The sequence below is a fragment of the Streptomyces sp. NPDC038200 genome (assembly GCF_055600785.1).
On record NZ_JBVJYH010000001.1, the window covers coordinates 91,202 to 110,476 of the forward strand.

The following is a 19,275-nucleotide window of genomic DNA, read 5'->3' on the forward strand; positions in this document are numbered from 1 at the left end:
TCAGGCGTCCTCTTCGACGAGTCGGGCCAGTCGGATGCGGTTGATCTTGCCCAGCTCGGTGCGGACGATCTCCCGCTCCTGCTCCGGCGCGTTGCCGATCCGCTCCTTGACCGCGTCGCGCATCTGCTCGCCGGTCCGGCCGGTGGCGCAGATGAGGAAGACATGGCCGAACTTCTCCTGGTAGGCCAGGTTGAGTTCGAGCATCTCCGTCTTGAGCCGGTCGGAGGCGCCGGCCATGCCGCGCTGTTCGCGGGCGGAGGTCGGGTCGCCGGGCTTGGGGCGCCCGATCGGCGGGTGCCCGGCCATCGCCTCCTCCAGGTCCGCGCCGGTCAGCTCGGCCATGGCGGCGTCACTGGCGGTGTAGAGGTCCTCCGCGGTGGCGTACGGGCGGGCGGCGAGCAGTCGCCGGGCCCACTCGGTGGAGGCGCACGCCTCGTGGAGAGCGGCGAGGGCCGCACGCTCCTCCAGATCGTTGAACCGGGCCAGGCCCGGGGGCGTGGAAGTCGACGTCACGGGAGCCTCCGTGGCCACGATGGGCCGTCGTGCTGAACGGGCTGCCGATAGCTAACGCCCTCGGAAACATCCCGTCAACACTTTGTTGAAAATTCCGCGTAACAAGCCGCCGGACTCCAGGGCGGCCGTGTCGCGAGGGGGCGCGGGGGCCGCGCGACCAGCCGCGACGGACGCGCGACGGCGGGGCGAGGCACTCCGCCGGCGGGCCGTGCCCCCTGCGGGTTTACGCGCCCTTCTCCCGGTTGAGGTAGTTGTAGACCGTGAAGCGGCTGACGCCGAGCGCGCTCGCCACGGTCTCCACGCCGTGCCGTACGGCGAAGGCGCCCCGCGCCTCCAGCGTGCGCACGATCTCCTGCTTGGTCCTGCGGTCCAGGTCGGCCAGCGGCCGACCCCGTCTGCGTTCCATGGCGGCGAGGATGTGGTCGAGCGAGTCGGCGAGCTGGGGCAGGCGCACGGCGACGACGTCGACTCCCTCCCAGGCGAGGACGACATCCTCGGGGCCCGCCTCGTCCGGCGGGAGCATCGCCCCGCCCATGGCGTCGACCAGCGGCTTCACCGCCGCGATGAAGGGCTCGTCCCCGGTCACCTATCGCCCTCCCCGATCCCGTCGCCGATCACGTTGACCTGGAGCGAGACCCGGGTGGCACCCGCCTCCAGGGACTTGCGCAGCAGCGCGTCCACCGCGGTGAGCACACGGTCGGCACTTCCCTCGGCCGTGTTGCCGAAGGGGCCGACGTCGACGGCGTCCAGCTCCGCCGTCTCGATCACCTCCCGCGCCACCAGGGCGTGCGCGGGCGCCTCGTCCAGGTCGAAGGGTTCGGTCGTGAACTCCACTCTCAATCGCACGCGCTCAACCTAACGCCCGGCAGGTCTTTTCGGGCGGCCGGCGGCCCACCCCCCTTGACAAGCGGCGACGCACGGCGGCAATCTTCCGTTAAGCAGAAACGAACTTCCGTAATACGGAATATCAACCACGGAAGGGAGCGCGGCCCGAATGGGATTCGCAGACCAGCGCTTCAACGTCAACCTGTCGATCCTCTTCACGGAACTCCCGCTCCTGGAGCGTCCCGCGGCCGCCGCCGCGGCGGGCTTCTCCGCGGTCGAGCTGTGGTGGCCCTGGATCGACTCCCCCACCCCGCCCCGGTCCGAGCTGGACGCCCTGAAGACGGCGATCGAGGACGCGGGCGTGCGGCTCACCGGGCTGAACTTCTACGCCGGACGGCTGCCCGGCCCGGACCGCGGCGCCCTGTCGGTGCCCGGCGAGGAGTCGGAGAGGTTCCGCGCCAACATCGAGGTGGCCGCCGGCTTCGCGCGGTCCCTCGGCTGCACGGCCCTCAACGCCCTCTACGGCAACCGGATCGAGGGCGTGGACCCGGCCGAGCAGGACGCGCTCGCCCTGGAGAACCTGACCCTCGCCGCCCGCGCGGCCGACCGGATCGGCGCGGTCCTGCTGATCGAGGCCCTCAACCAGCCCGAGTCGCCGCTGTACCCGCTGGTGTCGGCGCCGGCCGCGGTCGGGGTCGTCGACAAGGTGAACGCGGCGACGGGCCTCGGCAACGCCAAGTTCCTGATGGACCTGTACCACCTGTCCATGAACGGCGAGGACCTGCCGGCGGTCATCGAGACCTACGCGGCGAAGACCGGGCACGTGCAGATCGCCGACAACCCCGGCCGCGGCGCCCCCGGAACGGGTTCGCTGCCGCTGGAAGAGCTGCTCGACCAGCTGCGGAAGGCCGGTTACGACGGCTGGGTCGGCCTGGAGTACAAGCCGGGCGACCGCCCGAGCGCCGAGGCCTTCGACTGGCTCCCGCGCGAAGCGCGCACCGCGCGCTGACCCCCCGACTTCGCACAGCAGTGAGAGAGGCACCCCCAACCATGAGCAACCTCCCCAAGATCGCCTGGATCGGCCTCGGCATCATGGGCTCCCCCATGTCCGAGAACCTGATCAAGGCGGGTTACCAGGTCACCGGCTTCACCCTGGAGCAGGAGAAGCTGGACCGGCTGACCGCCGCCGGCGGCACGGCCGCCTCCTCCATCGCCGAGGCCGTGCGCGACGCCGACGTGGTGATCACCATGGTGCCCGCGTCCCCGCAGGTCGAGGCCATCGCCTACGGCCCGGACGGCATCCTGGAGAACGCCAGGCAGGGCGCCCTGCTGATCGACATGTCCTCGATCACCCCGCAGACCTCCGTGGATCTGGCCGCCGCCGCCAAGGACAAGGGCATCCGCGTGCTGGACGCCCCGGTGTCCGGTGGCGAGGCCGGCGCCGTCGAGGCCGTACTGTCGATCATGGTCGGTGGTGAGCAGGCCGACTTCGACCAGGCGAAGCCGCTCTTCGACGCCCTGGGCAAGACCATCGTGCTGTGCGGTCCGCACGGCTCGGGCCAGACCGTGAAGGCCGCCAACCAGCTGATCGTCGCGGTGAACATCCAGGCGTGCGCCGAGGCCGTGGTCTTCCTGGAGAAGTCGGGCGTGGATCTGAGGGCCGCGCTGGACGTCCTCAACGGCGGCCTCGCCGGCTCGACCGTGCTGACGCGGAAGAAGGACAACTTCCTCGACCGCGACTTCAAGCCGGGCTTCCGCATCGACCTGCACCACAAGGACATGGGCATCGTCACCGACGCCGCCCGCAACGTCGGCGCGGCCCTGCCGGTGGGCGCCGTGGTCGCCCAGCTGGTGGCGTCGCTGCGCGCCCAGGGCGACGGCGGCCTGGACCACTCGGCCCTGCTGCGGGCCGTGGAGCGCCTGTCCGGCGCCCAGGTCTGACGGCCCTCCCCGGACTTCCGGGTCGCGGCGCCGCCGACACCTGTCCTGTCGCGCCCAGGCGGCGTCGCGGCCCGGAATCTACTTCAACAAACTGTTGACGCTCAGAACACCCCCCTCCTAGGCTCCACAAAGCGGAAACAGGTTTCCGCTGACTCCCGCACGGAAGGTCCACGATGTCGAAGCGCGTGCTCACGACAGAGTCCGGCGCACCGGTCGCCGACAACCAGAACTCCGCCTCCGCCGGCGTCGGCGGCCCGCTCCTGATCCAGGACCAGCACCTCCTGGAGAAGCTCGCGCGCTTCAACCGCGAGCGGATCCCGGAGCGTGTGGTGCACGCCCGTGGCTCCGGCGCGTACGGCCACTTCGAGGTGACGGACGACGTCACCGGCTACACCCACGCCGCCTTCCTCGGCACGGTCGGCAAGCGCACCGAGGTGTTCCTGCGCTTCTCCACGGTCGCCGACTCCCTCGGCGGCGCGGACGCCGTCCGTGACCCGCGTGGCTTCGCGGTGAAGTTCTACACCGAGGAGGGCAACTACGACCTCGTCGGCAACAACACCCCGGTGTTCTTCATCAAGGACCCCATCAAGTTCCCCGACTTCATCCACTCGCAGAAGCGGGACCCGTTCACCGGCAAGCAGGAGCCGGACAACGTCTGGGACTTCTGGGCGCACGCCCCCGAGGCCACGCACCAGGTGACCTGGCTGATGGGCGACCGCGGCATCCCGGCGTCGTACCGGCACATGAACGGCTACGGCTCGCACACCTACCAGTGGACGAACGCCCAGGGCGAGGCCTTCTTCGTCAAGTACCACTTCAAGACGAACCAGGGCGTCCGCAGCCTGTCCACCGAGCAGGCGCAGGAACTGGCGGGCAAGGACGCCAACTCGCACCAGACCGACCTGCTCCAGGCGATCGAGCGGGGTGTGCACCCGTCCTGGACCCTGTACGTCCAGATCATGCCGGCGGCCGAGGCGGCGGACTACCGCTTCAACCCGTTCGACCTGACCAAGGTGTGGCCGCACCAGGACTACCCGCTCCAGCGGGTGGGGCGCCTGGTCCTCGACCGCAACCCGGACAACGTGTTCGCCGAGGTCGAGCAGGCCGCGTTCTCCCCGAACAACTTCGTGCCCGGCATCGGCCCGTCCCCGGACAAGATGCTCCAGGGCCGCCTGTTCGCCTACGCGGACGCCCACCGCTACCGCCTGGGCGTCAACCACACCCTGCTCGCCGTGAACGCCCCGAAGGCGGTCCCGGGCGGCGCCCGGAACTACGGCCGCGACGGCCTCATGGCGGTCAACGGCCAGGGCCGCGGCGCCAAGAACTACGAGCCGAACTCCTACGACGGCCCGGCGGAGACCGGCCGCCCGCTGTCGTCCCCGCTGGCGGTGGCCGGCCACACGGGCACCCACGCGGCTCCGCTCCACGCCAAGGACGACGACTTCTTCCAGGCCGGCGAGCTGTACCGGCTGATGTCGGAGGAGGAGAAGTCCCGCCTGGTCGCGAACATCGCCGGCAGCCTCTCGCAGGTCTCCCGCGACGACGTGATCGAGAAGAACCTGGCCCACTTCCACGCCGCCGACCCCGAGTACGGCAGGCGCGTGGAGGAGGCGGTCCACGCCCTGCGCGAGGACTGAGCACCGGGAACCACGAGCAGCGTACGGGATCTGACGGGAGGTCACGATCTCCGCACGCGGCCCGCGCAGCACGCCCGGCGGCCCGGATGAGGGGTGGCCGGCGGACGGAGAGCGCGGGCAGGGCGAGGACCGCGGCGGCATGCGAGCCAGTGCGGTGGTGAAGGATCCGAGTGCCCTTCTCGACCAGAGGGAAGGGCTCCCGGCTCCGTCGCATCCACCGCGGTCCCACCCAGCCCCCTTCGCGGGGCCACCCGCCCCGTCCGGCGGCGCGAACGACCTGTCGCGCCCAGCCTCGCGCCGTCGGACGGCCACCACGTGACACCGGAGCGCCCCCCTGGCCAGGGGGGCGCTCCGCGCTGTTCCGGCTCCGGCGTGCGCACCGGGCGCTTCCGCAGGACGCTGATGCCATGGGCAATCCGACGCACCACCCGCACATCGTGGTCCACTCCCCGGCCCTGGACGGCTCCCGGCGGGTCACCGAGGGGGACGTGACGCTGGGGATCGCCTCGCATCTGGACGACGTCGTGGAGATCCTGCGGCTGGCGGACCTGGACCGCATCGAGGTGGAGGAGAACGACCTGATCGAATGGCAGGGCGGCGGCCCGGACGACTGGCCCGGCCTGTCGGAGCACGAGCTGTAGCGGCGACGCGTACGGCAGGGGCCGTAGCCGGGCTACGCAACCCTCACATCGACCTCTGAACAGCGCGGCCCAGGCTTCGACGCCCCGGCGAGCGGGCACATCAGGGGCACACGGGGCCCGTCGGCACGGGGCGGCGGGCCCGGCACCGGGGGGTGTCCCATGGGCCGTACGACGTCTGTTCCACTGGATCCGTGCGCGGTCGCGCTGCTGCGCGGGGGCGACCGCGCCGCCGTGACCGTGGCCGTGCTCGGACTGCATCTGCGCGGCGCGGTCGAGGCGGGCCGGCCGGGCACGCTGCGCAAGGCCGCCACGGGCGGCGCCGAGGCCGTCCGGCACCCGCTGGAGAAGGCGGTCCGCACCGGCCTCTACCGGCCCGCCGGACCGCGGGAGCTGCCCGGCCGCGCGGTGGTGCGGCGGGCGCTGGCCCGGATGCGCTCCGAGCTGGCGGCTCAGGGGCTGCTGCGCGCACTGCCGCCCGGCCGTACCCGCGCCGCCCGCCGCGAGCTGGCGGAGCTGCGTGAGCGCCGCCCGCTCCCCGAGGCGCCCGACGGCCTGCCGGAGGCGGAGATGCTGCTCGCCGTCGCGCTGTACGGCGAGCGGGCCCTGACCGTCCTCGTGCCGCGCTTCGCCCGCGAGGCCGGGCTCACCGGCCGGGGCGCGCTCGCGGACGAGGGGCGCTTCCCGTTCGGCCGGGGCGACGATCTCCGCCGCCTGTACGACGACTCGGACCCGGCCGGCTGGGACGGCGACGGTCACGGTCACGGTGGTGGTGCGCACGGGGGGCACGGCCACGGGGGCCACGACCACGGGGGCGGATGCGGAGGCGGCGGGTTCGACTGAGGGACGGCCGGGCCCGCGGGGTGGGCATGCCGCAGGGGCGGCCCGTCTCCCCTGGACGGGCCGCCCCTGCTCGCCGGAGGTCTGTCAGACCTTCAGCGTCCTGATCGACGTCGGCGCGTGGCCGGGCTCGGTGGCCAGGTCCTCGAACTCGCTGATGTCGCTGATGTCCATGGTGCGGCTCATCGAGATGTTGGTGATCCGCTCCAGGATCGCCTCGACGACGACCGGCACCCGGTACTCGGCGGCCAGCTTCTTCGCCTGCTCGAAGGCGGCGCCCAGCTGGTCCGGCTCGGTGACCCGGATCGCCTTGCAGCCCAGGCCCTCGGCGACCTTGACGTGGTCGACGCCGTACACGCCGATCTCGGGCGTGTTGATGTTCTCGAACTCCAGGTTCACCTGGAAGTTGATGTCCAGACCGATCTGCGCCTGGCGGATCAGGCCCAGGTAGGCGTTGTTGACCAGGACGTGCACGTACGGGATCCGGTGCTGGGCGGCGACCGCCAGCTCCTCGATCATGAACTGGAAGTCGTAGTCGCCGGAGAGCGCGACCACCGGGGAGTCCGGGTCGGCCTTGGCGACGCCGATCGCGGCCGGGATGGTCCAGCCGAGCGGGCCGGCCTGGCCGCAGTTGATCCAGTGGCGCGGCTGGTAGACGTGCAGCATCTGCGCGCCGGCGATCTGGGAGAGGCCGATCGTGGTGACGTACCGGGTCTCGGGGCCGAAGGCCTTGTTCATCTCCTCGTACACGCGCTGCGGCTTCATCGGCACGTTGTCGAAGTGCGTGCGGCGCAGCAGGGTGGCCTTGCGCTCCTGGGTGGAGGCGACCCAGCCGGCCCGGTCGGGCAGTCTGCCCTCGGCCTTCAGTTCCTTGGCGACCTCGACGAACAGCTCCAGGGCGGCCTTGGCGTCGGAGACCACCCCGTAGTCCGGCGGGAAGATCTTGCCGATCTGGGTGGGCTCGATGTCGACGTGGACGAACTTGCGGCCCTGGCGGTAGACGTCGAGCTTGTAGCCGGTGTGGCGGTTGGCCCAGCGGTTGCCGATGCCGAGGACGAAGTCGGACTCCAGGAAGTTCGCGTTGCCGTAGCGGTGCGAGGTCTGGACGCCGACCATGCCGGCGTTGAGGTCGTGGTCGTCGGGCAGGGTGCCCCAGCCCATCAGGGTCGGCACGACCGGGGTCTGGGTCAGCTCGGCGAACTCGACCAGCAGGTCGGAGGCGTCGGCGCCGATGACGCCGCCGCCGGCGACGATGACCGGGCGCTCGGACTCCAGGAGGAAGGAGAGGGCCTTCTCGATCTGGGCACGGGTCGCGGTCGGCTTGTAGACCGGCAGCGGCTCGTACGTCTCCGGGTCGAACTCGATCTCGGTGAGCTGGACGTCAATCGGCAGGTCGATCAGGACCGGGCCGGGGCGGCTGGAGCGCATCAGGTGGAAGGCCTGCTGGAAGACGCCGGGGACCTGCGCGGCCTCCAGGACGGTCACCGCCATCTTGGTGACCGGCTTGGCGATCGAGGCGATGTCGACGGCCTGGAAGTCCTCCTTGTGGATGACGTTCGTGGGCGCCTGCCCGGTGATGCACAGGATCGGGACGGAGTCGCCGATGGCGGAGTACAGACCGGTGATCATGTCCGTGCCGGCCGGGCCGGAGGTGCCGATGCAGACGCCGATGTTGCCCGGCCGGGTGCGGGTGTAGCCCTCGGCCATGTGCGAGGCGCCCTCGACGTGGCGGGCGAGGGTGTGGCTGATGCCGCCACCCTCTTTGAGTGCCTTGTAGAACGGGTTGATCGCCGCGCCCGGCACACCGAAGGCGTCGGTGACGCCCTCGCGCTTGAGGATCTCAACTGCCGCGCGGGCAGCGGTCATACGAGCCATCGAGTACTCCTGCTTCGGCTTCTCGGATGCGTACTCCCGTCGCGCCCCGCGGTGAGCACAGTCTCCAGATGATCGATCTCCGCATTTCCGTATTGCGGAACTCAACTTCTACTATCTGGAAGCAATGTAGGGAAGTGGGCGGAGGTCGTCAAGAGCGGTCCGGACACCGGCAAGCGCCGGACAGGAGCGTCCGGGGAGGAGCACCATGGGGAGCGCCGTCCCGACGCGACGCCTTGGAGTGGGCCATGCCCGAGAGCGTTCCGGTGCGCTGTCCGATCTGCCGGCGCGCGCACGTCTACACCGCGCCGGCCTATCCCTGCGTCTGCGGGACGCCGGCCGCCCCGCCGCTGGATCCGGCGGCCGAGCCGGCCGTGGCGGCGCACCGCGCCTGGGAGGAGGAGTGGCTCACCGTGCCGTGCGCGGCCTGCGGGCGCCACAACCACTGGCCCCGACCGGAGCTGGGCTGCCCGTGCGGCACGGTCCTGCGCGTTCCGGTGGCGGCGGCGCCCTCCGGCGGCCCGGCGGCGGCGCAGGGCGACGGTCCGCCGGCACGGGCCGCCGGCCACCCACCGGCCGACGGCGGCACCCGGGAACCCGGTGACGCACCCCGGCCGGCCGGGCACCGGCCTCCGTTCCGGCCCCGCAGCATCCGCACCGCCCGCGACGCCGTCACCACCGCCGCGCTCTACTTGCGCTGGCTCGGCTACCAGGGCATCCGCCGGGCCGACCAGCGGCCCCCGAACGGCATCGGGCTCGCCGCCCGCGGACTGCTCGCCCAGGTGGACCCCGGCGTGCGCCCGGCCGCGCCGCGGGACGTGGAGTGCCTGTGGCTGACGGCGATGACCGAGAGCGCCGGATGCGTGTACTTCTCCCTCGCCGGCTACACCGACGCCGCCCGGTCCGGTGCGGACACGCTCGGGATCCCGTTGTTCGTGCTGGACCTGGCGGGAGTGCCGCAGCCGGTGAACGACCCGGCCGAGACCCTGCACGTCACGGGGGCGCCGGTCCCGGGGAGGCGGGCGCGGGACGGGCGGGCCTGACCCTCCCGCGGACGCGGCCGGCGCGGCACCCCGGGCGCGGCCGCCGGCCGGACAGTCCCGACGCCCCCCGGGGCGAGTACGCCGCCGACGGCGCGCTCACCCGGGGAGCGCCGTGGAACACTCAGCGCATGCTCGTTCGCGGGCGTTTCACACCCCGTACTTCTCCCGCAGTTCCACCTTGCGCACCTTCCCCGACACCGTCATCGGGAAGGAGTCGAGGATCCGCAGCCGACTGGGGATCTTGTAGTGCGCGAGCCGGCCCGCGCAGAAGTCCCGCACCTCCTCCAGCGTGAGCGGGTCGGCGGGGTCGCGCGGGATGACGCAGGCGAGGACCTCCTCGCCGTACCGCTCGTGCGGCACCCCGACGACCTGGACGTCCCGGATCTTCGGGTGGGCGTAGAGGAACTCCTCGACCTCGCGCGGGTAGATGTTCTCGCCGCCCCGGATGATCATGTCCTTGATCCGGCCGACGATCTCGACGTAGCCGTCCTCGCGCATCACCGCGAGGTCCCCGGTGTGCATCCAGCGGCCCGCGTCGATCACCTCGGCCGTCTTCTCCGGCTCGTCCCAGTAGCCGAGCATCACGCTGTAGCCGCGGGTGCACAGCTCGCCCGCCGTGCCGCGCGGCCGGGTGACGCCGGTGGCCGGGTCGACGACCTTGACCTCCAGGTGGGGCAGGACGCGGCCGACCGTGGCGGTGCGGTGCTCCAGGTCGTCCTCGATCCGTGTCTGCAACGACACCGGTGACGTCTCCGTCATGCCGTAGCAGATGGAGACCTGCTCCATGTGCATCTCGGCCACCACCCGCTTCATCACCTCCACCGGGCAGGGCGAGCCCGCCATGATGCCGGTGCGCAGGCTGGAGAGGTCGTAGGAGGCGAAGTCGGGGAGGTTCAGCTCGGCGATGAACATGGTCGGGACGCCGTACAGGGACGTGCACCGCTCCTGCTGCACCGCCTCCAGCGTGGCCCTCGGGTCGAAGGACGGGGCCGGGATGACCATGCAGGCGCCGTGCGAGGTGGCCGCCAGGTTGCCCATGACCATGCCGAAGCAGTGGTAGAAGGGCACCGGGATGCAGATCCGGTCGCGCTCGGTGTAGGCGATCGACTCCCCCACGAAGTAACCGTTGTTGAGGATGTTGTGGTGGGAGAGGGTGGCGCCCTTCGGGAAGCCGGTCGTGCCCGAGGTGTACTGGATGTTGATGGGGTCGTCGCAGGACAGCTCCGGGTAGGAGACGTCCGGGGCCGCCCGTCCGAGCAGCGCCTCCCAGCTCGGGTCGCCGAGGTACACGACCTCGCGCAGCTCGGGGCACTTGCCCCGCACCTGCTCGGCCATCGCACGGTAGTCGCTGGTCTTGTGGCGGAGCGAGGCGACGAGGAGGCGGACGCCGGCCTGCTGGAGGACGTACTCGACCTCGTGGGTGCGGTACGCCGGGTTGATGTTGACCATGATCGCGCCGATGCGGGCGGTGGCGTACTGGACCAGGACCCACTCCGGGCAGTTGACCGCCCAGATGCCCACCCGGTCCCCCTTGGCGATCCCACTGGCCATCAGGGCCCGCGCCAGCTCCTCGACCGCCGCGCCGAACTCGGCGTACGTCCAGCGCCGCCCCGACTCCACGTCGACCAGGGCCTCCCGGTCCGGCCAGGCCGCCACGGCCCGGTCCAGGCTGGCGCCGATGGTGTCGCCGAGCAGGACGGTCGGACTCGTCCCGTGCGTGTAGGACTGCTGCGCGGTCACCGGAAGTCCTCCTCGCGGTACTCGTCACGCGAGCCGGCGGCCGTGGCCTCGCGCAGCTCGATCCGGCGGATCTTGCCGGAGACGGTCTTGGGCAGGGCGCCGAACTCCAGCCTGCGGATGCGCTTGTACGGAGCGAGCACTTCCCGGGAGTGCTCGAAGAGCACCTTCGCGGTGTCGGGTCCCGGCGTCCAGCCCTCGGCGAGGACGACGTAGGCCTTCGGCACGGCGAGCCGCAGCTCGTCCGGGGCGGGCACGACGGCCGCCTCGGCCACCGCCTCGTGCTCCAGCAGCGCGCTCTCCAGCTCGAACGGACTCACCTTGTAGTCGGAGGCCTTGAACACATCGTCGCTCCGGCCGATATAGGTGAGATACCCCTCTTCGTCCCTGGACGCGATATCACCCGTCCGGTAGTAGCCGCCCGCCATGACCTCCGCCGTGCGGTCGGGGTCACCGTGATACCCGGTCATCAGGCCGACCGGGCACTCGGAGAGATCGAGGGCGATCTCGCCCTCCTCGGCGCCGGGCGCTCCGGAGACGGGGTCGAGGAGTTCCACCCGGAAGCCGGGGCTGGGACGCCCCATGGAGCCGGTCTTCAGCGGCTGGCCGGGGCTGTTGGAGACCTGCACGGCGGTCTCGGTCTGCCCGAAGCCGTCCCTGATGGTCACGCCCCAGGCGCGCCGGACCTGTTCGATGACCTCGGGGTTGAGCGGCTCGCCGGCGGCCACGGCCTCCCGGGGCGGGGTGCCCAGCCGGCCGAGGTCGGCCTGGATCAGCATGCGCCACACGGTCGGCGGGGCGCAGAAGGTGGTGACCTTGGCCCGGTCCATCTCGGCCATCAGCCGGGTCGCGTCGAAGCGGGTGTAGTTGAAGATGAAGACGGTCGCCTCCGCGTTCCACGGCGCGAACAGGTTGGACCAGGCGTGCTTGGCCCAGCCGGGCGAGGAGATGTTCAGGTGCACGTCGCCCGGTGCGAGACCGACCCAGTACATGGTGGACAGGTGCCCGATGGGGTACGAGGTGTGGGTGTGCTCGACCAGCTTGGGGCGGGCGGTCGTCCCCGAGGTGAAGTAGAGCATCAGCGGGTCGTCGGCCAGGGTCGGGCCGTCGGGGACGAAGTCGGCGGGGGCCACGTACGCGTCCTCGTACGGCTCCCAGCCCTCCTCCGGCAGGCCGCCGACGGAGATCCGGGTGTAGGTGCCGGGCACGTCGGCGAACTTGGCGGTGTCCTCGGCCCGCACGATCACATGCTTCACCCGGCCCCGGTCCACCCGGTCGGCCAGGTCGGCCGGGCCGAGCAGCGGGGTGGCCGGGATGACCACCGCGCGCAGCTTCATCGCCGCCAGCGCGGTCTCCCACAGCTCGGCCTGGTTGCCGAGCATGACGAGGATGCGGTCCTCGGCGGCGACCCCGCGCTCGCGCAGCCACCGGGCCACCCGGGTGGAGCGTTCCGCCAGCTCGGCGAAGGACAGCCGGATCTCGGAGCCGTCCTCCTCGACGATGTGCAGCGCCGTGCGGTCGTTGCCGGCGGCGATCACGTCGAACCAGTCCAGCGCCCAGTTGAAGTGGTCGGGCCGGGGCCAGCGGAAGCCCTCGTAGGCGGTGGCATAGTCCTCGCGATGCTCCAGCAGGAAGTCCCGTGCGCTCCTGAAGGCATCCGTCGCCGTGGTCATCAGCGTCTCCCCTGCTCGTCTGGTCGTTCCCCTGCGGGCGCTCCCGGCCGGTGGCGAGTCCGCGACCGTGCTCGCCCCCCGGGGCGCGCTCGCGTCCTCGCCGCCGGCGTGCCCTCGGTTCACTCCCGTGTTCCGGACCATTGCCGGGCGGCTCTCTGGCATCGTCTAATCCGTGATGCAGGTCTCACTACCCCCGAACGGGGGTGTGGGCGGCCGAAGGGGCGGAAAGGTGACGGCAGACGCGGTGGGGGCGGTGGAGATCGGCGGCGCGCTGGCCCGGCTGCGACGCCTGACGGGGCTCCCCGTCGCCTTCGGCGGCCTGGTGGAGTCGGGCAGGCCGCAGATCCGCATCAGCGAGCTGAGCGGCACCACCACGGCGGCCCTGCGCTCCCTCGCGGTGACCTCCGGCAACGGGCTCGGCGGCAAGGCGGTGGCACTGGCCCGGCCCTGCGCGGTCCCGGACTACTCCAGCTCCCGGCAGATCAGCCACGAGTACGACGTACCGGTGGCCGCCGAGGGCATCCGGTCGGTGCTCGCGGTGCCGGTCGTGGTGCGGCGCCGGGTGCGCGGGGTGCTGTACGGAGCGCTGCGCTCGGCCCAGCCGCTCGGCGACCGCACGCTGGCCGCGGCGATGGCGGTGGCCCGGGACGTGGAGCAGGTGCTGGTGGTGCGGGACGAGGCGCGGGGGCTGCTGGCGGCGGCCCGGCCGGAGCGGACCGGCCCCGATCGGGGTGCGGCCTGGGAGCAGGTGCGCGAGGCGCATGCGGCGCTGCGGGCGCTGGCCCCCCGGATCGGCGACCCTCGCGTGCGGGCGGAACTGCTGGCCGCGTGCGGTCTGCTGACCGCACCGCCGCGAGCCGAGGGCGTGACCCTGGCGCCACGCGAGCTGGACGTGCTGTCCTGGGTGGCGGCAGGGGCCACCAACGCGGCGGTGGCCGAACGGCTCGGCCTGCGCCCGGAGACGGTCAAGGGCTATCTGCGCTCGGCGATGCGGAAGCTGGGCGCGCACACGCGAGGGGAGGCGGTGACCGCGGCCCGGAGGGCGGGGCTGCTGCCGTGACCCGAAGGCGGCGAGGAAACCTGCCCATTCATTCAGCGCCGCTTTGAATTTACTTATGCTTGACCGTTTGTTATTTCCCTCACCACGGCTTCCGTCCGAATTTCAAGGATCGTTGCCTAGAATTTGGCCCGGACACGACACACGAGGGGAGCGGTGACCGTGCGACGGGACTTCCAGGAGCCTGCAAGGTGCCGCCCCGACCTGGTCATCGGCCGCGAGGAGCTGTCCGCCGGCGCCCGCGGGCAACTCGCCTCCGGGGGCAGTGTGCTGCTCCACGGCCCCGCGGGAATAGGAAAGTCCACCGTCCTGCGGGCATTGGCCGAGGAATACGGCGCCACCGCGCGCACCGTCTTGCGCTGCTCGGCGACGGAGTCCGAATCCCATCTCCCCTTCCTCGCCCTCGCCGACCTCCTCGGCCTGGTCCTCGACGAGGTCTCCCCCCGGCTGCCCGCCGCCCAGCGCACCGCCCTGGAGTCCGCGCTCACCGGTCGCGGCGAGTCCAGCCTGCAACGCGACGGCCTCGCCCTGCGCCTCGCGGTGCTCTCCGCGCTGCGCGCGCTCGCCGCCCACGGCCCGGTCCTGGTCGTCGCCGACGACCTGCAGTGGCTGGACCCGGCCAGCGCCGAACTCCTCGGCTTCGCCGCCCGCCGCCTGGAGGGCACCCCCGTACAACTGCTGTGCGCGGTCCGCACCGAGGGACAGGAGAGCCAGGAGTACGACCGCCACCTGCGCGCCTGCCCGCCGGACACCCGCGCGGTCCGGCTGGGCCCGCTGACCCGCACCCAGGTCGCCCAGCTGCTCGACCACCGCGGCCACGGCGCCCTGACCCGCTCCACCGTCCGCGAGATCCACCGCACCAGCGGCGGCAACCCGTTGTTCGCCCTGGAACTCGGCCGCGCCCTCGCCGAGAACCCCACCCCGCCCCGGCCCGGCGAGCCGCTGCCGGTACCGACCTCGCTGCGCGCCCTGGTCCTCAGCCGCCTCGACATGCTGTCCGTGGAGGCCCGCCGCACCCTCCTGGTGGCCAGCGCGGGGGCCCGCCCCACCCCGGCGCTGCTGCTCGCGGCCGGCCGGGACAACGCCGAGGCCGAGTGCGCCCAGGCCGCCGAACTCGGGCTGCTGGCCACCGAGCCCGACGCCCCGGCCGTACGGTTCGCGCACCCGCTGATCTCGGCCGCCCTGTACGCGGAGGCCCCCGCGCACGAACGGCGGGCCGCCCACGCCGCGCTGTCCACCGCCGCCTCCGACCCGATAGAACGGGCCCGGCACCTGGCGCTGGCCACCACCGGCACCGACCCCGAGGTCGCCGCCCGGCTCGCCGAGGCCGCGGCCCTCGCCCGGGACCGCGGAGCGCCGTCGGTCGCCGCTCAACTGGGGCTGCTCGCCGCCCGGCACACCCCCGCCGACGGCACCCCGAGCCAGGAGGAGCGCCGGCTCACCGCCGCCGAGGACGCCATCACCGCCGGCGAGGTCGACCTGGCCCGGGACATCGCCCGCGAGGTGCTGACCCGGGCGACCGTGCCCGCCGACCGGGTACGGGCCTGGATCATCGTGATCGACACCGCCGGGCACACCATGGCCGAGGTCGACGCCGTCTTCCCGCAGGCCCTCGCCGACGCCGGCGACGACCCCCGGCTGCTGGCCCTCGTCCACTACCAGCTGGCCTGGCGGGCACTGATCGTGGAGGGCGACTTCACCGAGGCCCGGGAGGCCGCCGCGCACGCCGCCGAGCTGGCCGCCCGCGGCCGGGAGCGGCGCACCGAGCTGCTCGCCCTCGCCTTCCAGGCCCAGACCGAGACCCTGATGGGCCATCCGGAGGCACCCCGCACCATCAAACGGGCCCTGAAGGAACCTCAGGACCCCCGGGTCGCCTGCCATCACAACGGCGCGGGCAGCGCCCGGTTCCGCTGGCTGGTCATGGGCGACCAGCTGGCCGAGGCCCGGGCCACCGTCACCGCGCTGCTGCGCGAGGTCCGCCGGCGCGGTTCGGTGGAGAGCGAGGTGCACTTCCTGCGCGGCCTCGCCGAGACCGAACTGCGGGCCGGGCACTGCGGGCGCGCCCTCGACCTGGCCCAGGACAGCCTGCGGCTGGCCCGGGACTCCGGGATCGGCGAGACCGCCTCGGCGATGCTCACCTCGCTCGCGGAGGCATCCGGCGGCGACGTGGACCGGGCGCTGGCGCTGGCCCGGGAGGCGGTGGAGCACGCCGAGGAGGACGGCGACCAGATGTACCTCTCCCGTGCGCTGGGCGCCCTCGGATACGCCCAGCTGGTGGCCGGGGACCCGGCGGGCACCGTGCGCTCGCTGCGCCGGGTGCGCAGCCTGGAGCTGGCGCTCGGCATCACCGACCCGGCCCGCGGCCGCTGGCACGGCGACCTCGCCGAGGCGCTCGTCCGGATCGGTGAACCCGCCGAGGCGCAGGACGTCATCGACGTCAGCCGCGAGCACGCCCTGCGGCTCGGCCGGGAGAGCGTGCTGGCCGTGCTCGACCGGTCCGAGGCCCTGGTGCGCGCCGCCCAGGGAGACCTGGAGGCGGCCGTCGCCCAGCTGACGTCCGCTCAGGACCGCCTCGGCAAGCTCGGCTACGGCCTGGAGGAGGCGCGGGCCGCGTTCGCGCTGGCCCGGCTGCGGGGCCGGCGCCCGGCCGAAGGGGCCCGTCCGTGGCAGGAGACCGAGCGCACGGAGGCCCGCAGGCCCGAGCACGGCCGGTATCCGGCCACGGGCTTCGGCACCTCGGACGCCCGGAAAGGCACGGCCGCGGCGGCCTTCGACGAGGCCACCCGCATGTTCCGGCGCTGCCGGGCGCTGCCCTGGCTGCGCCAGGTGGACGAGGCCCGTACCGTCCGCGAGCCGGAACCGGCGCCCGCCGTGCCGGACACCCTGGGCGCCCTGGACGCGCTGGCCGCGATGGAGCGTCAGGTCGCCGCACTCGTCATGGAGGGCGCCACCAACCGGGAGATCGCGGCCCGGCTGTTCATCAGCGTGAAGACGGTGGAGGCGACGCTGACCCGGGTCTACCGCAAGCTGGGGATCCGATCGCGCGTCGACATCGTCCGATTGGCGGCGGCTCGCCGCGCGAAGTGAGAACACGGCCGGTTAACTGAACCGGACCGAGGGTTTTCCCTCACCCAACCCCTTAGGGGGTTCCCTCATTGGGAGCCGAGGGTTCCGGGTCCTAGCGTAAAGGGCGTGCCGCTCGCCCGGGCACATGGGGGTCGGTCCCGCGACCCCCATGCAGAACCCCCACACCCGCGCGACCCCCCACCGGTGCAACCCCCACTGAGGAGACTCATGTTCGGGCTCAGACGTGCCAGAAAGACCGCCGCGACCCTGGTGGCCACCGCCGCCGCCGCGGCGACCGCGCTGCTCGCCTCCCCCACGGCGAACGCCGCCCCTCAGCCCATCGTCGGCGGTACGACGACCACGACGACCGCGTACCCGTTCATGATGCAGATCACGGACGCGTCCCAGAACCAGTTCTGCGGCGGCACCCTGGTGGCGCCCAAGAAGGTCGTGACCGCGGCGCACTGCATGGTCGGCGAGACCACGAGCAGCGTCCGCGTCGTCGGCGGCCGGACGTATCTGAACGGCACCAACGGCACGGTGAGCCGGGTCAGCAAGATCTGGATCAACCCGGACTACTCGGACGCCACCAACGGCGACGACGTGGCCGTGCTGACCCTTTCGACGTCGATGCCGTACACCACGGCGTCGTACGTCTCCTCCTCCCAGACGAGCGTCTACGCGGCCGGCACCACGGCCCGGATCCTCGGCTGGGGGACCACCTCGGAGAACGGCAGCTCCTCCAACCAGCTGCGGACCGCGACCGTGCCGATCGTGTCCGACTCCAGCTGCCGTTCCTCCTACGGATCGGACTTCGTCCAGTCCGACATGGTGTGCGCCGGATACACATCCGGCGGCGTAGACACCTGCCAGGGCGACAGCGGCGGTCCCCTGCTCATCGGGGGCGTCCTGGCAGGGATCACTTCTTGGGGCGAGGGGTGCGCGGAGGCCGGTTACCCGGGTGTCTACACCCGGCTGACCACCTTCTCGAACCTGGTGACCACGCAGGTCAACTCGTAACCCGGAAGATTTCCCGAGCACCCCTCGGGTGATTGCCAGGGGGCGTTGCGAGCCACCACGAGCGGCCCGCAACGCCCCCTATCCAATGCCCGGCTCGCGCCGGACCGCGGCCCACGCACGCCCGCACCGCCCGCCGGCGGCGACGAGGCGCCCCGCCGTGCACTCCGCGCCGCCGGGTCTCACCGCCGCGGCACCTCCCCGAACCGGATGGCGTACGACGCCCCCGGGTGCGGCACGCGCAGCATCCGCTCCCCCTCCGCGGCCACCTCCTCCCGCCGGGCCTTCGTCAGCTCACCGAAGACTTCGACGACCAGGGCGTCGGGTTCCAGCTTCCACAGACCGGCCAGGAAGCCGTCGACCAGCAGGGTGCGATGGGCTGGTGCACGGCCCACACGGCCCCGGATCTCCTCGCAGGCGGCCACCCTCTTCGTACCGGCCCTCGTCGGCACCACGGTCCGGCGGCGGGGAATGCGCGCGGGCCCGTCCGGTGTCGTACGCAGGGATCAAGGACGTGACGGAAGGGGTCCGTATGAACGGGGCGTTGGTGCTGGGTGGCGGTGGCGTGGGCGGGATCGCCTGGCTCACGGGGCTGCTGGCGGGACTCCGCGACGCCGGGCAGGACGTGACGGGGGCCGGTCTGCTCGTGGGGACCTCCGCCGGGTCCACCGTGGCGGCCCAGGTGGGCAGCGGGCTGAGCCTGGAGGAGCTGTACGCGCGGCAGACGGACCCCGCGTTGCAGAGCGCCGAGATCAGGGCCGAGATGGACCTGGAGAAGTTCGCCGCGGAGATCGGTGCCGCCATGGAATCCGCCGCCTCCGTCGCGGACTTGCGGCGGGCGGTCGGTCAGGTGGCGCTCGCGGCGCGGACGGTGTCCGAGCCGGAGCGGCGCGCGGTGATCGCCTCGCGGCTGCCCGCCCACGGGTGGCCGGAACGGGCCCTGAAGGTCGTCGCGGTGGACGCGGCGAGCGGTGAGCCCCGCGTCTTCGACCGGTCCTCCGGGGTGCCCCTGGTGGACGCCGTCGCGGCGAGCTGTGCCGTGCCGGGCGTGTGGCCGCCGGTGACGATCGGCGACCGCCGGTACGTGGACGGCGGGGTGCGGTCGATCGCCAACGTCGACCTCGCCGCCGGTGCCGACCGGGTGCTGGTGCTGGTGCCGCTGGGCGCCGTCGAGCCGTTCCCCAGCGAGCAGCCGCTGGAGCAGACCGTGGCGGAGTTGCGCGCCCGGGGCGCCGAGGTCGTCGTGGTCGCTCCCGACGAGGCGTCGGCCGCGGCGATCGGCGACAATCCGCTGGACCCGGACACCCGCCGGCCCGCCGCGGAGGCGGGCCGGGCGCAGGGGCGGGCGCTCACGCTCCCCTGGGGACGCGGCTGAGCCTGCCGCCCCGTCCGGGGGGGGCCGGGCGTACGGCGCCG

Annotated in this window: 17 protein-coding genes; 10 read left to right on the forward strand and 7 right to left on the reverse strand. The window is 72.7% G+C overall.

Features of this window, described 5'->3' with window-relative positions:
• The 3 genes from uraD to ACZ7KF_RS00415 form a co-directional block, all read right to left on the reverse strand.
• Positions 1-513, reverse strand: coding sequence for a 2-oxo-4-hydroxy-4-carboxy-5-ureidoimidazoline decarboxylase (gene uraD, locus ACZ7KF_RS00405; RefSeq protein ID WP_471067638.1), 513 nt, complete (start codon positions 511-513; stop codon positions 1-3).
• Between the two features lie 223 nt (positions 514-736).
• Positions 737-1,048 (reverse strand): helix-turn-helix domain-containing protein, encoded by a 312-nt coding sequence (locus ACZ7KF_RS00410; RefSeq protein WP_471069546.1) that lies wholly within the window; start codon positions 1,046-1,048, stop codon positions 737-739.
• A 47-nt stretch (positions 1,049-1,095) separates the two neighbouring features.
• Entirely contained in the window at positions 1,096-1,359 is a 264-nt protein-coding gene (locus ACZ7KF_RS00415; RefSeq protein ID WP_471067641.1) for a YkoF family thiamine-binding protein, read from the reverse strand.
• Positions 1,360-1,507: 148 nt separating this feature from the next.
• Here ACZ7KF_RS00415 and ACZ7KF_RS00420 point away from each other — a divergent pair, with 148 nt between their 5' ends.
• The 5 genes from ACZ7KF_RS00420 (at position 1,508) to ACZ7KF_RS00440 (ending at position 6,397) form a co-directional block, all read left to right on the forward strand.
• Positions 1,508-2,347 carry a TIM barrel protein gene (locus ACZ7KF_RS00420; protein ID WP_471067643.1) on the forward strand — a complete coding sequence of 280 codons (840 nt, stop codon included), beginning with the start codon at positions 1,508-1,510 and terminating at the stop codon, positions 2,345-2,347.
• 41 nt (positions 2,348-2,388) lie between these two features.
• Positions 2,389-3,279, forward strand: a complete 891-nt coding sequence (locus tag ACZ7KF_RS00425; RefSeq protein ID WP_471067646.1) for a 2-hydroxy-3-oxopropionate reductase — start codon at positions 2,389-2,391, stop codon at positions 3,277-3,279.
• Between the two features lie 173 nt (positions 3,280-3,452).
• On the forward strand, positions 3,453-4,916 hold the full coding sequence (locus ACZ7KF_RS00430) for a catalase (RefSeq protein ID WP_471067648.1): 1,464 nt from the start codon (positions 3,453-3,455) through the stop codon (positions 4,914-4,916).
• A gap of 407 nt (positions 4,917-5,323) precedes the next feature.
• On the forward strand, positions 5,324-5,557 hold the full coding sequence (locus ACZ7KF_RS00435) for a hypothetical protein (RefSeq protein WP_471067651.1): 234 nt from the start codon (positions 5,324-5,326) through the stop codon (positions 5,555-5,557).
• A gap of 159 nt (positions 5,558-5,716) precedes the next feature.
• A complete protein-coding gene (locus ACZ7KF_RS00440) occupies positions 5,717-6,397 on the forward strand; it encodes a DUF2207 domain-containing protein (RefSeq protein WP_471067654.1) in 681 nt (226 codons plus the stop codon).
• Between the two features lie 84 nt (positions 6,398-6,481).
• Here ACZ7KF_RS00440 and gcl read toward each other — a convergent pair whose 3' ends face one another.
• A complete protein-coding gene (gene gcl, locus ACZ7KF_RS00445) occupies positions 6,482-8,269 on the reverse strand; it encodes a glyoxylate carboligase (RefSeq protein ID WP_471067656.1) in 1,788 nt (595 codons plus the stop codon).
• 245 nt (positions 8,270-8,514) lie between these two features.
• On the opposite strand from gcl, the gene ACZ7KF_RS00450 reads away from it, so the two are divergent.
• Positions 8,515-9,309 (forward strand): hypothetical protein, encoded by a 795-nt coding sequence (locus ACZ7KF_RS00450; RefSeq protein WP_471067659.1) that lies wholly within the window; start codon positions 8,515-8,517, stop codon positions 9,307-9,309.
• A 147-nt stretch (positions 9,310-9,456) separates the two neighbouring features.
• Here ACZ7KF_RS00450 and ACZ7KF_RS00455 read toward each other — a convergent pair whose 3' ends face one another.
• Together ACZ7KF_RS00455 and ACZ7KF_RS00460 are read right to left on the reverse strand one after the other, a co-directional pair.
• Complete coding sequence (locus tag ACZ7KF_RS00455) at positions 9,457-11,049, reverse strand: AMP-binding protein (protein ID WP_471067660.1); 1,593 nt, start codon at positions 11,047-11,049, stop codon at positions 9,457-9,459.
• Positions 11,046-12,719 (reverse strand): AMP-binding protein, encoded by a 1,674-nt coding sequence (locus ACZ7KF_RS00460; RefSeq protein WP_471067662.1) that lies wholly within the window; start codon positions 12,717-12,719, stop codon positions 11,046-11,048. Before ACZ7KF_RS00460 ends, ACZ7KF_RS00455 begins: the two co-directional genes overlap by 4 nt.
• Before the next feature lie 229 nt (positions 12,720-12,948).
• Here ACZ7KF_RS00460 and ACZ7KF_RS00465 point away from each other — a divergent pair, with 229 nt between their 5' ends.
• The 3 genes from ACZ7KF_RS00465 (at position 12,949) to ACZ7KF_RS00475 (ending at position 17,862) form a co-directional block, all read left to right on the forward strand.
• On the forward strand, positions 12,949-13,779 hold the full coding sequence (locus ACZ7KF_RS00465; RefSeq protein ID WP_471067665.1) for a helix-turn-helix transcriptional regulator: 831 nt from the start codon (positions 12,949-12,951) through the stop codon (positions 13,777-13,779).
• Between the two features lie 153 nt (positions 13,780-13,932).
• Complete coding sequence (locus ACZ7KF_RS00470) at positions 13,933-16,863, forward strand: helix-turn-helix transcriptional regulator (RefSeq protein ID WP_471067668.1); 2,931 nt, start codon at positions 13,933-13,935, stop codon at positions 16,861-16,863.
• Between the two features lie 207 nt (positions 16,864-17,070).
• Positions 17,071-17,862, forward strand: coding sequence for a S1 family peptidase (locus tag ACZ7KF_RS00475; protein ID WP_471067671.1), 792 nt, complete (start codon positions 17,071-17,073; stop codon positions 17,860-17,862).
• Between the two features lie 179 nt (positions 17,863-18,041).
• Here ACZ7KF_RS00475 and ACZ7KF_RS00480 read toward each other — a convergent pair whose 3' ends face one another.
• Entirely contained in the window at positions 18,042-18,254 is a 213-nt protein-coding gene (locus ACZ7KF_RS00480; protein WP_471067674.1) for a DNA glycosylase AlkZ-like family protein, read from the reverse strand.
• Between the two features lie 137 nt (positions 18,255-18,391).
• On the opposite strand from ACZ7KF_RS00480, the gene ACZ7KF_RS00485 reads away from it, so the two are divergent.
• Positions 18,392-19,234, forward strand: coding sequence for a patatin-like phospholipase family protein (locus ACZ7KF_RS00485; RefSeq protein ID WP_471067677.1), 843 nt, complete (start codon positions 18,392-18,394; stop codon positions 19,232-19,234).
• The last annotated feature ends 41 nt before the right edge of the window (positions 19,235-19,275 follow it).